The sequence below is a fragment of the Glutamicibacter protophormiae genome, from assembly GCF_016894325.1.
In the GTDB taxonomy this organism is placed as follows: domain Bacteria; phylum Actinomycetota; class Actinomycetes; order Actinomycetales; family Micrococcaceae; genus Glutamicibacter; species Glutamicibacter protophormiae.
Window position 1 is genome coordinate 1,235,490 of the sequence record NZ_CP069806.1, and the last position, 14,230, is coordinate 1,249,719.

The 14,230-nt window shown below is 61.3% G+C and carries 6 protein-coding genes and 3 rRNA genes; 8 read left to right on the forward strand and 1 reads right to left on the reverse strand.

The genetic code is table 11. From position 1 onward, the window contains the following. Positions 1-312: 312 nt before the first annotated feature. Positions 313-864, reverse strand: coding sequence for an O-acetyl-ADP-ribose deacetylase (locus JQN66_RS05875; RefSeq protein ID WP_188949223.1), 552 nt, complete (start codon positions 862-864; stop codon positions 313-315). 295 nt (positions 865-1,159) lie between these two features. On the opposite strand from JQN66_RS05875, the gene argH reads away from it, so the two are divergent. The 8 genes from argH to rrf all read left to right on the forward strand — a co-directional run bounded on the left by argH (position 1,160) and on the right by rrf (position 13,950). After that, positions 1,160-2,578, forward strand: a complete 1,419-nt coding sequence (argH, locus tag JQN66_RS05880) for an argininosuccinate lyase (RefSeq protein WP_204677020.1) — start codon at positions 1,160-1,162, stop codon at positions 2,576-2,578. 99 nt (positions 2,579-2,677) lie between these two features. After that, the gene (locus tag JQN66_RS05885; RefSeq protein WP_204677021.1) at positions 2,678-3,418 is read left to right on the forward strand and encodes a maleylpyruvate isomerase family mycothiol-dependent enzyme; all 741 of its coding nucleotides are present in this window, start codon (positions 2,678-2,680) and stop codon (positions 3,416-3,418) included. A 113-nt stretch (positions 3,419-3,531) separates the two neighbouring features. After that, positions 3,532-4,071, forward strand: a complete 540-nt coding sequence (locus tag JQN66_RS05890; protein WP_239464161.1) for an adenine phosphoribosyltransferase — start codon at positions 3,532-3,534, stop codon at positions 4,069-4,071. Between the two features lie 105 nt (positions 4,072-4,176). Then, the gene (locus JQN66_RS05895; RefSeq protein ID WP_204677022.1) at positions 4,177-6,456 is read left to right on the forward strand and encodes a HelD family protein; all 2,280 of its coding nucleotides are present in this window, start codon (positions 4,177-4,179) and stop codon (positions 6,454-6,456) included. A gap of 159 nt (positions 6,457-6,615) precedes the next feature. Beyond that, positions 6,616-7,935, forward strand: a complete 1,320-nt coding sequence (gene tyrS, locus JQN66_RS05900; RefSeq protein WP_204677023.1) for a tyrosine--tRNA ligase — start codon at positions 6,616-6,618, stop codon at positions 7,933-7,935. Positions 7,936-8,447: 512 nt separating this feature from the next. Continuing rightward, positions 8,448-9,973: ribosomal RNA gene (locus tag JQN66_RS05905) — 16S ribosomal RNA — on the forward strand. A gap of 577 nt (positions 9,974-10,550) precedes the next feature. Beyond that, a 23S ribosomal RNA gene (locus JQN66_RS05910) occupies positions 10,551-13,689 on the forward strand. Positions 13,690-13,833: 144 nt separating this feature from the next. Further along, positions 13,834-13,950: ribosomal RNA gene (gene rrf / locus JQN66_RS05915) — 5S ribosomal RNA — on the forward strand. The 16S, 23S and 5S rRNA genes sit together here, the layout of an rRNA operon. Positions 13,951-14,230 lie beyond the last annotated feature (280 nt).

Consider the following 14,230-nt stretch of genomic DNA (forward strand, 5'->3'; position numbering starts at 1 on the left):
CGGATCCTCCGCTGTGAAACGACGCCGGGCGCACGATGTTATCCACATTGTGCGCCCGGCGCCGTTGCGCCCGCCCCCGGTGCGCGATCATCGGGGCATGGGCGGCCGTAGCCTTGCCCGCGGTACCGCGGCGCACCTTGCCCGGCCCGGCCGCCCATAGCCGTCCGGACCCGCGCCGCAGCATCCCCCAGCGCGGACCGACGGGCCCGGGCGGCGCCGGCAATCCCGGCGCGGACAGGGCGAAGCCGCCGCCAACCCCGAGGTTCGCGGCGGCTTCGCCGTGGTGGTGGAGGCCGTGCGGGCCGCGTGCTCTCAGGCGGCGAGCTCCTCGACGGCGTTCAGCGCGAAGGCCTGCTCGAAGGCCTCCTGCACCTCGTCGTTGTAGGCGACCAGCACGATCCGGCGGATCGGTGAGATGTGCTTGTTGGTTTCCACCCACTCATTGATGGCCGTGTAGGCGATCTGTGCGACCTGCTGCGGATCCCAGCGGAACGCACCGGCGCCCAGCGCAGGGAAGGCGATCGAATGCACCTCGTGGCGGGCAGCCACGTACAGGGAATTCTTGAAGCAGTCGGCAAGGATCTTGGGGTTCGGCTTGATCAGGGCCAGATTCGGTGCGGCCGTGTGGATGACCCACTTGGCCTTGAGGTTGCCCGCCTTGGTGGCCACGGCGACACCCGAGGGAATGCCGTCGGGATAGCGGCTGGCGCGGACCTGGCGGCAGGCGGCCAGCAAGGCCGGACCCGCGGCTGCATGGATGGCGCCATCCACGCCGCCTCCGCCGAGCAGGGAGGGATTGGCTGCGTTGACGATGGCGTCGACGCTCAGCGTGGTGATGTCACCGCGGAACAACTGGATATCCATTTGACTTCCTCCAACGACGTATCCGTATACGACTATGGCTTCACCTTACGCCGGGGCCATGCTTCGTGGAAGAGGGAATCTGCCAACTGTTGGGCATCGCGCGGAGACTTCTTCGAGTTTCCACAGGAAGTGCTTTCACGAGGCGGGAACGGCTTTCGCCCGCCCGTGATGAATATTTATGAGCATCATTGCATAAACCTTTGCTAGAGTAGTGCTCAGCGAAATAAACTCCATCGCGCCCGCCGGCCGAACCGGCGCGCGGCGGAGTCCGGGCAGCAGCAGAAAGGAACGAGCCATGGCCTCGTCAACAAATGAAGGATCGCTCTGGGGCGGCCGTTTCTCCGACGGTCCCGCGGATGCAATGGCCGCACTGAGCAAGTCCACCCACTTCGACTGGCGCCTGGCCAGCTACGATATCGCCGGCTCCCGCGCCCACGCCAAGGTGCTGCAGCGCGCCGGCCTGCTGACCGAGCAGGAGCTCGCGGACATGATCGCCGCGCTGGACAAGCTCGAAGCCGACGTGCTGGACGGCACCTACACCGCCGCGCAGTCCGACGAGGACGTGCACGGTTCGCTGGAACGCGGACTGCTGGAACGCGCCGGCACCCAGCTGGGCGGCAAGCTGCGCGCTGGGCGCTCGCGCAATGACCAGATCGCGACGTTGGGCCGCATGTTCCTGCGCGACCATGCCCGCATCATCGCCGGCGGCGTCGTCGACACCCTGGATGCGCTGCTGGGCCAGGCCAAGGCCCACCCGTACGCGCCAATGCCGGGCCGCACCCACCTGCAGCATGCCCAGCCGATCCTGCTCTCGCACCTGCTGCTGGCCTACGCCTGGCCGCTGCTGCGCGACGTGCAGCGCTTCGTGGACTGGGACAAGCGCGCGGCCGTGTCACCCTACGGTTCCGGCGCGCTGGCCGGCCAGACCCTGGGCCTGGACCCGAATTTCGTGGCCGACGAGCTGGGCTTCGATTCCGCGGTCTACAACTCGATCGACGGCACCGCCGCCCGCGACGTGTTCGCCGAATTCTCCTGGATCACCGCAATGATCGGCGTGGACCTTTCCCGCGTGAGCGAAGAGGTCATCCTCTGGGCCACCAAGGAATTCAGCTTCGTGAAGCTGCACGACGCGTTCTCTACCGGTTCCTCGATCATGCCGCAGAAGAAGAACCCTGACATCGCAGAGCTCGCCCGCGGCAAGGCCGGTCGCCTGATCGGCGACCTGACCGGCCTGCTGGCAACCCTCAAGGCGCTGCCGCTGGCCTACAACCGCGACCTGCAGGAAGACAAGGAACCGGTGTTCGACGCCGCGGACACCCTCGAAATCCTGCTGCCCGCCGTGGCCGGCATGATTCAGACGCTGACCTTCAACACCGAGCGCATGGCGGATCTGGCCCCGCAGGGCTTCGCCTTGGCCACCGACATCGCCGAATGGCTGGTGCGCCAGGGTGTGCCGTTCCGCGACGCCCACGAGCTGTCCGGCGCCGCCGTGCAGCTGGCCGAGTCGCGAGGAGTGGAGTTGTGGGACCTGTCCGACGCGGACTATGCAGGGATCTCCGAGCACCTGACGCCGGCGGTGCGCGAGGTGCTCTCCACCGAGGGCTCGCTCAACGCCCGCAACGGCCAGGGCGGCACCGCCCCGAGCGCCGTCGCGCAGCAGATCGTCGAATTCGAGCGCCAGCTGGACTCGGTCCGCGGCTGGGTCGCCAAGTAGCACTGCCCGGTAGGCGGCCGGAACCGCGCAGCAGGTTTGCCTGCGGCGCGGATCCGGCCGCCTACGCATTTAAGCCCCACTCGCGATAAGGTGTGGGTCATGACACAGTTACCGGCACCGGATGCACTCATTTCACAGGTCACCATCGCATTGGATGAGTTGCGGGAACAGGTGCGCGGCGTCGACTTCCAGAACTACGCAAAAGCCAGTTCGCTGCCGGGCTGGAGCACCGCACAGCTCATCGCGCACCTGGCCTCCTTCGCCAAGGCCGCCCGCCGCCAGTTCGAGCGCGCCGGGCAGGAACCGCTGCTGGAAATGTACGACGGGGGAGCGGCCGGCCGCATCGAGGCCATCAACATGACCGCGCTGATGCGCCCCGAAGCGCTGCTGGAACTGACCAACACCGCGCTGGCCGAGTTGCGCGAGGTGCTGCCATCCGCCGCCGGCGCATGGGAAGAACCGGTCGGCTACCGCCCCGGAGCGAAGGTGGCGGACATGATGTACGCCACCTGGCGCGAGATGCTGATCCACGCCACCGACCTGGACGAGTTCGTGCGCCCAGCCTCCAGCTGGCCCGCCGAATTCTCCGAACATCTTTTCCGCGCGCTGGCCGCCCGGGTGCCTTCCGGGGATCGCCTGGTGCTGCAGCCGCATGGCAAACCCCCGGTAGTTCTGGGTGCCGGGGAGAACTCCTGGGTGCTCTCGGGAACCGAGTTTGATCTGGCCGCATGGCTTGCCGGGCGCCCCGCCGCAGGACCGGTGCAGGCCACCGCCGCCGCGGACGCGGCCGATTACCCCGAGCTGCTGCCCTGGCCGAGCGACCGTCTGATGAACCGCTAGCCCCGGGCCGCCGAATCCGAGGCCGCCGGCCGCAGTCCCCTCCCGGGTGCTGCGGCCGGCGCCGTCAAGCCGCCTGACTCGAAGATCCCCAAGTACGGCTAAAATTGTGAGGCGTGAATACTTCTGAGAGCATTACCGACCTGCTGGACCGTTTGTGCGCGATCGTCCCCGACTACCCGCAGCCTGGAATTTCCTTCAAGGACCTGACCCCGGTCTTCGCGGACCCGGTGGGCCTGCGCCGCATGGTCGATGAGCTGATCGCCCCGTTCGAGGGCCGGTTCGACATCGTTGCCGGGTTGGAAGCCCGCGGCTTCGTGCTCGCGGCGGCGGCGGCCTACGCCTCTGGCAAGGGAATGCTGACCATCCGCAAGGCCGGCAAGCTGCCGCGCGAGGTCTACCGCGACGAATACACCCTTGAATACGGCTCGGGCTGCCTGGAGATGCACCGCGACGAGATCGCCCCGGGCACCCGGGTGCTGATCCTGGACGATGTGCTGGCCACCGGAGGCACCGTGGGCTCCGCCGTGCGGCTGGTCGAGATGACCGGGGCCGTGGTCGCCGGCATCGGCGTCGTGCTGGAACTGGACGGCCTGGAAGGCCGCACCAAGCTGGACGGGCATGAGGTCGTCTCGCTGCAGCTGGTGCATTCCTGAACCGCGTTTCGGCTGGTTACGCCGCCCGCGAAGCGGATTAACCGCGGGCGCGGCAGCACGCGTAGAATTATCTGTCCTGTGAATTTAGCGCAAGGGGAAACTGGGTTGTCCGAAACGATCGAACAGGATCTGTCCGTCGAGACCGAGTACGTGGGGAAACTGTACGCAAGGCTTGATGAATTGCGCGCCGAAAAGGTGGAGCAACTGGTCCGAACCAGGGCGCAGGGCGCCGTGGGAAGCTTCCAGAACATGTCCGAGCGCGACTCCTTCGCCACCCTGTACGAGGACCGCATCGCGCAGCTGGATGCCGTGCAGGACCGGCTGGTCTTCGGCCGCCTGGACATGGCCGCCGCCAACGGCTCCAACGGCGATCCGGAGGCGGAAGAGCACCGCACCCGCTACATCGGGCGCATCGGGCTGAGCGACGAGGACCTGAACCGGCTGATGATCGACTGGCGGGCCGCCGAGGCCGCGCCGTTCTACCAGGCGACGGCGCTGAACCCGCGCGGCGTGCGCCGCCGCCGCCACCTGATGCTTTCCGGGCGCAGCGTGGCCGGCATCGAGGACGATGTGCTGGACGAGACCTGGCTGGACGAGGGCCATACCCACCACGGCGAGGGCGCTCTCATGGCTGCGCTGCGCGAAAAGCGCACCGGCCGCATGGGCGACATCGTGGGTACCATCCAGGCCGAGCAGGACGCCATCATCCGCGCTCCGCTGCCCGGAGCCGTGGTGGTCCAGGGCGGGCCGGGCACCGGCAAGACCGCGGTGGCGCTGCACCGCGCCGCCTTCCTGCTCTACGAATACCGCGAGCGGCTGAAGAACGCTGGCGTGCTGATCGTGGGACCGTCCAACTCGTTCATGCGCTACATCGAGCGTGTGCTGCCCTCGCTGGGCGAGACCGGCGTGGTCATGTCCTCGGTGGGCGAGCTCTACCACGGCGTGAAGGCCGTGCCTGAGACCAACCGCACCGTCGCCCGGCTCAAGGGCCGTCCCTCGATGGCACGCGTCATCTCCGCCGCCGTGCGCAACCGCCAGCGCGTGCTGGCCGAGGACCGTACCGTGGTGGTGGAAGGCACGCGGCTGACGCTGACCCGCAAGATGGTGCTCAACGCGCGAGAACGCGCCCGGCACACCCACAAGCCCTACAACCAAGCCCGCGAAACCTTCGTGAAGGTGCTCGTGGGGGACCTGGCAGAGCAGCTGCGCCGCAAGCTGGAGGAATCCGCAGGGCAGTCCTCCACCACCGACCGCTCCTACCTGCCGCAGGAGGTCCGCGAGTCCTGGGACGTGCGCGTGGCGCTGAACCTGTGCTGGATGCCGATGACGCCGCAGAAGCTGGTGCGCGAACTGTTCGCCAACCCGCACCTGCTGGCCGCCGCCGCGCCGAAGCTCTCCGAGGCCGACCGCGACGCGCTCTACCGCCGCGTCGACGCCCCGTTCACCGAGGCCGACGTGCCGCTGCTGGACGAAGCGGCTGAACTGCTGGGCGAATACGAGGACCCGCAGGCCGCCAGCGGCCAGGCCCAGTACGACCGCGACGTGGAGAACGCCCAGGCCGCGCTGGTGAACATGCACACCATGCTGGAAAACGCCGGCATCGACGGGGTGGTCACTGCGGAGCAGGTCGCCGGGGTCAACCAGGAGACCGCCGTGCGCCAGACTGCCGCCGAGCGAGCGGTCTCGGACCGCACCTGGGCCTACGGGCACATCGTGGTGGACGAGGCGCAGGAACTCTCGCCCATGCAGTGGCGGCTGCTGCTGCGCCGCTGCACGATCAAGTCCTTCACCATCGTGGGGGACATCGCCCAGACCTCCGCGGCTTCGGGCGCGACCAGCTGGGCCCAGGCGCTCTCGCCGTTCTTCGGCGAACGCTTCACCCTGGAAGAGCTGACGGTGAACTACCGCACGCCGGCGCAGATCGCCGACGCCGCGGTGCGTGTGGCGCAGGCCGCCGGGTTGCACATCACCACCCCGCGTGCGGTGCGCGAGGGTGACTGGCCTCCGCTGCTGACCAAGACCACCGACGCGCAGCTGGACGAAACGCTGCGCACCGCGTTGGCCGAGGAGCTGGAATACGCCGCAGGCGGACTGCAGGCGGTGATCGTTCCGCAGGATCAGCTGGCCCATGCCCGCAAGGTGATCGGCGCCGCCTACGGCGACCGCGTGGGCGCCGGCTCCGGAGGGCTGAGCCAGGACATCGTGGTGATCTCCGCGCGCGAATCCAAGGGCCTTGAATTCGATGGGGTGATTATCTTGGAACCCGAGCAGCTGGTGGCCGAGGTCGACGGGGGAGTGGGCGACCTGTATGTGGCGATGACGCGTACCACCCAGCGCCTGCGCGTGGTTTACACCGGAGAGCTGCCCGAGGGGATGGAAGCCTAGAAACCTCGGCGGCGCCAACTGGCATACAGCCTCCGCAAACCGATAATCTAGGAAGTGCGCACGCCAGGAAACCCCAACTGGCTGCGTCGTGGTGAATTCCCGCTGGAAGCAGCGGGGACAAAGGGGCAGAACATAGACAGAAAAATGGTCAAAGTTAGCATGTCTGAAACCAATCAGAATCCCGTTATTGCGGGACAGAGTAATGATTCCTCCTTCGCGAACGTCTGGCAGGAGCTGAAGTGGCGCGGCCTGGTGCATGTTTCCACCGACGAGGCCGAGCTGGAGCGTGCGCTGTCCGAGGAGACCATTACCTACTATTGCGGCTTTGACCCCACCGCGCCGTCCCTGCATCTGGGCAACCTGGTGCAGCTGCTGAACATGCGCCGCCTGCAGCTGGCAGGCCACAAGCCGCTGGCCCTGGTCGGCGGCTCCACCGGCCTGATCGGCGACCCGCGCCAAACCGCCGAGCGCACCCTGAACACCAAGGAAACCGTTACCGAGTGGGTTTCCAAGCTGCAGGCACAGGTTTCGCGTTTCCTGTCCAACGAAGGCGAGAACGCGGTACGCCTGGTCAACAACCTGGACTGGACCGCACCGCTATCCGCCCTGGACTTCCTGCGCGACGTAGGAAAGTACTTCCGCGTGGGAACGATGATCAAGAAGGAGATCGTCGCCGCGCGCCTGAACTCCGACGAAGGCATCAGCTACACCGAATTCTCCTACCAGGTGCTGCAGGGCTACGACTACCTGGAGCTGTACCGCCAGTACGGTTGCACCCTGCAGACCGGCGGTTCGGACCAGTGGGGCAACCTGACCAGCGGCACCGACCTGATCCGCAAGGTAGAGGGGAAGTCGGCTTTCGCCTACGGCACCCCGTTGATCACCAACTCGGACGGCACCAAGTTCGGCAAGTCCGAGGGCAACGCGATCTGGCTGGATGCCCAGATGTGCTCCCCGTACACCTTCTACCAGTTCTGGCTGAACACCGCCGATGCAGATGTGATCGACCGACTGAAGGTCTTCACCTTCATGTCGCGGGAGCAGATCGAGGCGTTGGCTGTGGAAGTTGCCGAACGTCCGTTCAAGCGCCAGGCCCAGCGCGAGCTTGCCTGGCAGGTGACCTCGCTGGTGCACGGCGAAGAAGCGACCAACAAGGTGATCGCCGCTTCCGCCGCAGTCTTCGGCAATGGAGAACTGGGCGACATCGACCTGCCGACCTTGCAGGCAGTGATTGCCGAACTGCCCACCGCCCAGGTGGCGGCCGGCGACCTCGGCATTCTGAATGTGTTGCATGCTTCCGGACTAAGCGAGAGCTTGTCGGCTGCACGACGCACTGTCGGTGAAGGCGGAGCCTATGTGAACAACGAAAAGGTCGAAGGCATTGACAGCGAACTGTCTGAAGCCGACTTCCTCCATGGTCGCTACGCGATCGTCCGCCGCGGCAAGAAGAACATGGCTGTCGTCGAACTGACCAAGTAGAAACTCAGCAAAACCGCCAAGAATTTGTGAACCAGCACACTTTTTTGGCGGTTTTGTTGCATCTAAAATGTAAAAACACTAGTCAGAGCGGAAAGTTGTGCCGTTTCGGGAGTCGTTGGCCGATTTTGCGTGGGGGCGGAAGGCGTGTAGAGTTTTATCTCGCGCCGCTGACACGGACCAGCCGGAAACGGCAGGGATGTGGACGCGAAGCGAACAAGCGTGAAACACGGAGTTGACACTGGTCAACGAGGTGGTAAGCTTGAAAAGTTGCTCCGGAGCGAAGCAGTTCGAACCTCAGGGTTCGGGTGTGGTGTCGAGAGTGTTTGTTGTTTGAGAACTCAATAGTGTGCCAAGTTTGTTGATACCAAATTATTTTTTGTTTGGTGAATACGAAACATTTTGCTTGGGATGATGCACCCCCGTGTGTTGTTCCGAGTGTTTTTATTCGCCAGGATTTATACATCACGTGTGGCCCCGTCTTTTTCCGGTGGGGTTGTGGTGGCTTTTTGTTTTTTATGGAGAGTTTGATCCTGGCTCAGGATGAACGCTGGCGGCGTGCTTAACACATGCAAGTCGAACGATGAAGCCCAGCTTGCTGGGTGGATTAGTGGCGAACGGGTGAGTAACACGTGAGTAACCTGCCCCTGACTCTGGGATAAGCCCGGGAAACTGGGTCTAATACCGGATATGACCATGGGACGCATGTCTTGTGGTGGAAAGATTTATCGGTTGGGGATGGACTCGCGGCCTATCAGCTTGTTGGTGAGGTAATGGCTCACCAAGGCGACGACGGGTAGCCGGCCTGAGAGGGTGACCGGCCACACTGGGACTGAGACACGGCCCAGACTCCTACGGGAGGCAGCAGTGGGGAATATTGCACAATGGGCGCAAGCCTGATGCAGCGACGCCGCGTGAGGGATGACGGCCTTCGGGTTGTAAACCTCTTTCAGTAGGGAAGAAGCGAGAGTGACGGTACCTGCAGAAGAAGCGCCGGCTAACTACGTGCCAGCAGCCGCGGTAATACGTAGGGCGCAAGCGTTATCCGGATTTATTGGGCGTAAAGAGCTCGTAGGCGGTTTGTCGCGTCTGCCGTGAAAGTCCGAGGCTCAACCTCGGATCTGCGGTGGGTACGGGCAGACTAGAGTGATGTAGGGGAGACTGGAATTCCTGGTGTAGCGGTGAAATGCGCAGATATCAGGAGGAACACCGATGGCGAAGGCAGGTCTCTGGGCATTTACTGACGCTGAGGAGCGAAAGCATGGGGAGCGAACAGGATTAGATACCCTGGTAGTCCATGCCGTAAACGTTGGGCACTAGGTGTGGGGGACATTCCACGTTTTCCGCGCCGTAGCTAACGCATTAAGTGCCCCGCCTGGGGAGTACGGCCGCAAGGCTAAAACTCAAAGGAATTGACGGGGGCCCGCACAAGCGGCGGAGCATGCGGATTAATTCGATGCAACGCGAAGAACCTTACCAAGGCTTGACATGTTCCAGACCGCCTCAGAGATGGGGTTTCCCTTCGGGGCTGGTTCACAGGTGGTGCATGGTTGTCGTCAGCTCGTGTCGTGAGATGTTGGGTTAAGTCCCGCAACGAGCGCAACCCTCGTTCCATGTTGCCAGCGGGTTATGCCGGGGACTCATGGGAGACTGCCGGGGTCAACTCGGAGGAAGGTGGGGATGACGTCAAATCATCATGCCCCTTATGTCTTGGGCTTCACGCATGCTACAATGGCCGGTACAATGGGTTGCGATACTGTGAGGTGGAGCTAATCCCTAAAAGCCGGTCTCAGTTCGGATTGGGGTCTGCAACTCGACCCCATGAAGTCGGAGTCGCTAGTAATCGCAGATCAGCAACGCTGCGGTGAATACGTTCCCGGGCCTTGTACACACCGCCCGTCAAGTCACGAAAGTTGGTAACACCCGAAGCCGATGGCCTAACCACCTTGTGTGGGGGGAGTCGTCGAAGGTGGGACTGGCGATTGGGACTAAGTCGTAACAAGGTAGCCGTACCGGAAGGTGCGGCTGGATCACCTCCTTTCTAAGGAGCTAACCATTTTTTTGGTGCCCATGTCTGGACCCGAGTGTGGTTCGGGTGGGTTGCTCAAGGGTGGAATGTCAATGAACTCAACATCGGGAAACGGGTTTTCGAAAGGGCTGCCATGGTGGTGGTGTTTTCGGGGGTTCGGGTGTTGGCATGGTTTGTGTTGTGTGGTGTGTGTGGTTTAGTACGCAGTGCCGGCTCCTTTGGGGGTTGGTGGTGTTGGAAGGGCGCGCATGGTGTGTGATGCGAATGGGTATGTTTGGTGCACTGTTGGGTTTTGAGGCAACAAGCCTCCTGGCTGTCTTGCTCCTTGTGGGGTGGGGTGGTTGGGTGCTTGGTGTTTCGGTGTTTGTCCTGTGTCTGCTGCATGGTGTCCTGGTGGCTGGTCTTTTGGCTGGTTGGGGGTGTTGTGTGGGGGTGCGGGGTTGTTGTTTGGGAACTGTATAGTGAACGCGAGCATCTTGCAGACAAGATGAGTTGCATGTGCCTGTCCTGGGTGTGTGTGGTGTTTGAGTCTTGTTTGTAGTGATTTTGTTGATTGTTTTATAGCTCAATTTTGAGAACTTTGTTTTGTGTTGAAGTTTTTAAGGGCGCACGGTGGATGCCTTGGCATCAAGAGCCGATGAAGGACGTGGGAATCTGCGATAAGCCTGGTGGAGTCGATAACCGGACGTTGAGACCAGGATTTCCGAATGGGGAAACCCCGCACCATGTTATGTGGTGTGACCTGCAGCTGAATGTATAGGCTGTGTGGAGGGAACGCGGGGAAGTGAAACATCTCAGTACCCGCAGGAAGAGAAAACAATAGTGATTCCGTTAGTAGTGGCGAGCGAACGCGGATGGGGCTAAACCGGTTGGTGTGTGATAGCGGATAGGCGTTGCATCATCGGGGTTGTGGGGTCCACATGTACCAGTTCTATCTACGCTGGTGGGATGAGGTGCAGGCGTATAGGTGAATCGGTTGGAATGCCGGACCAGAGAGGGTGATAGTCCCGTAGGTGTAATGCGTGTCTGCCGTTCTTTGTGTGGATACCCGAGTAGCACGGGGCCCGTGAAACCTTGTGTGAATCTGCCAGGACCACCTGGTAAGCCTGAATACTACTTGATGACCGATAGTGAATCAGTACCGTGAGGGAATGGTGAAAAGTACCCCGGGAGGGGAGTGAAATAGTACCTGAAACCGTGCGCTTACAATCCGTTAGAGCCATGCCTTGTGTGTGGTGATGGCGTGCCTTTTGAAGAATGAGCCTGCGAGTTAGTGTTACGTCGCGAGGTTAACCCGTGGGGGGAAGCCGTAGCGAAAGCGAGTCTGAATAGGGCGAGTGAGTGGCGTGATCTAGACCCGAAGCGAAGTGATCTACCCATGGCCAGGTTGAAGCGTGTGTAAGAGCGCGTGGAGGACCGAACCCACTTCAGTTGAAAATGGAGGGGATGAGCTGTGGGTAGGGGTGAAAGGCCAATCAAACTTCGTGATAGCTGGTTCTCCCCGAAATGCATTTAGGTGCAGCGTTGCGTGTTTCTTGCTGGAGGTAGAGCTACTGGATAGGCGATGGGCCCTACAAGGTTACTGACCTTAGCCAAACTCCGAATGCCGGTAAGTGAGAGCGCAGCAGTGAGACTGTGGGGGATAAGCTTCATAGTCGAGAGGGAAACAGCCCAGAACGCCAACTAAGGCCCCTAAGCGTGTGCTAAGTGGGAAAGGATGTGGAGTTGCTGTGACAACCAGGAGGTTGGCTTAGAAGCAGCCACCCTTGAAAGAGTGCGTAATAGCTCACTGGTCAAGTGATTCCGCGCCGATAATGTAGCGGGGCTCAAGCACACCGCCGAAGTTGCGTCATTCAAATGTTTATCTGGCCTTCGGGTTGGGTGTTTGGATGGGTAGGGGAGCGTCGTGTGGACGGTGAAGTCGCGGTGTAAACCAGCGGTGGAGGCCACACGAGTGAGAATGCAGGCATGAGTAGCGAATGACGGGTGAGAAACCCGTCCGCCGAATGATCAAGGGTTCCAGGGTCAAGCTAATCTGCCCTGGGTTAGTCGGGACCTAAGGCGAGGCCGACAGGCGTAGTCGATGGATAACGGGTTGATATTCCCGTACCGGCGAAGGACCGCCCATACTGAGCGATGGATGCTAACCATGATGGATCATGGCTGTTGCGCCCTTCGGGGTGTTGGCTGTGTGATGTGGTGGGAACCGATGTTGTGAGGTCAGCGTATTAACAGGTGTGACGCAGGAAGGTAGCCGAGCCAGGCAATGGAATTGACCTGGTCCAAGGGTGTAGGAAGAACGGTAGGCAAATCCGCTGTTCATTGTTTCTGAGACCTGATAGGCGCCCCGTTTGTGGGGTGATTCGGTGATCCTATGCTGCCTAGAAAAGCATCGGCGCGAGGTCCCAGTCCGCCCGTACCCTAAACCGACACAGGTGATCAGGTAGAGAATACTAAGGCGATCGAGAGAATCATGGTTAAGGAACTCGGCAAAATGCCCCCGTAACTTCGGAAGAAGGGGGGCCTGCCCCGTGAAGAGGATTGACTCCTTGGAGGCGGGTGTGGGCCGCAGAGACCAGGGGGAAGCGACTGTTTACTAAAAACACAGGTCCGTGCGAAGTCGCAAGACGATGTATACGGACTGACTCCTGCCCGGTGCTGGAAGGTTAAGAGGACCGGTTAGCACACTTGTGTGCGAAGCTGAGAATTTAAGCCCCAGTAAACGGCGGTGGTAACTATAACCATCCTAAGGTAGCGAAATTCCTTGTCGGGTAAGTTCCGACCTGCACGAATGGAGTAACGACTTCCCCGCTGTCTCAACCATGAACTCGGCGAAATTGCAGTACGAGTAAAGATGCTCGTTACGCGCAGCAGGACGGAAAGACCCCGAGACCTTTACTATAGTTTGGTATTGGTGTTCGGTGCAGCTTGTGTAGGATAGGTGGGAGACTGTGAAGCTCGGACGCTAGTTCGGGTGGAGTCATCGTTGAAATACCACTCTGGCTGTACCGGTCACCTAACTTCGGACCATGATCTGGTTCAGGGACAGTGCCTGATGGGTAGTTTAACTGGGGCGGTTGCCTCCTAAAATGTAACGGAGGCGCCCAAAGGTTCCCTCAGCCTGGTTGGCAATCAGGTGTTGAGTGTAAGTGCACAAGGGAGCTTGACTGTGAGAGTGACAGCTCGAGCAGGGACGAAAGTCGGGACTAGTGATCCGGCGGCACCTCGTGGAAGGGCCGTCGCTCAACGGATAAAAGGTACCTCGGGGATAACAGGCTGATCTTGCCCAAGAGTCCATATCGACGGCATGGTTTGGCACCTCGATGTCGGCTCGTCGCATCCTGGGGCTGGAGTAGGTCCCAAGGGTTGGGCTGTTCGCCCATTAAAGCGGTACGCGAGCTGGGTTTAGAACGTCGTGAGACAGTTCGGTCCCTATCCGCTGCGCGCGTTGGAAATTTGAGAAGGGCTGTCCTTAGTACGAGAGGACCGGGACGGACGAACCTCTGGTGTGTCAGTTGTACTGCCAAGTGCATCGCTGATTAGCTACGTTTGGAAGGGATAACCGCTGAAAGCATCTAAGCGGGAAGCCTGCTTCGAGATGAGATTTCCATCCACCTTGTGTGGGTGAGGCCCCCAGCTAGATTACTGGGTTGATAGGCAGGATGTGGAAGCAAGGACCAAAGACTTGTGTAGCTGACCTGTACTAATAGGCCGATGACTTACAACACACTATAAGATGGTGTGTCGACAAAATTCATTTTTTTGCTGTTCGCGTTCACTATGCGGTTACGAGACAACAACCTCGAACCTGAAGAAGTTTTTTTGCAGGACGAGTGCTGGATCACCTGGTGGTTTGTGTGCTTCGTGATTGTTACGGCGGTCATAGCGTGGGGGAAACGCCCGGTCCCATACCGAACCCGGAAGCTAAGGCCCATTGCGCCGATGGTACTGCACTCGTGAGGGTGTGGGAGAGTAGGTCACCGCCGGACTTAACTTGAAGATGTGTGGTCCTGGACTTGTGTCTGGGGCCGCACGTGGTTAACGGGGAGGCTCCGGCACTGTGTGTCGGGGCCTTCGCTGTTTAACCGGGGTTGCTGCAGGGGGTCCTGACACTGTGTGTCGGGGCTTTCGCTGTTTAACGGGTGGTGCAGGGGGTCTGGCGCCGGGTGGCGGGGTGGTGGTGTGGGGGAGCGATGGCTCCCCCTTTTTTTTCTTGTTTAAAAGGGGAAAGGACATTCCAAGACTGGCAAGCGATGAGCTCGCCAGCTG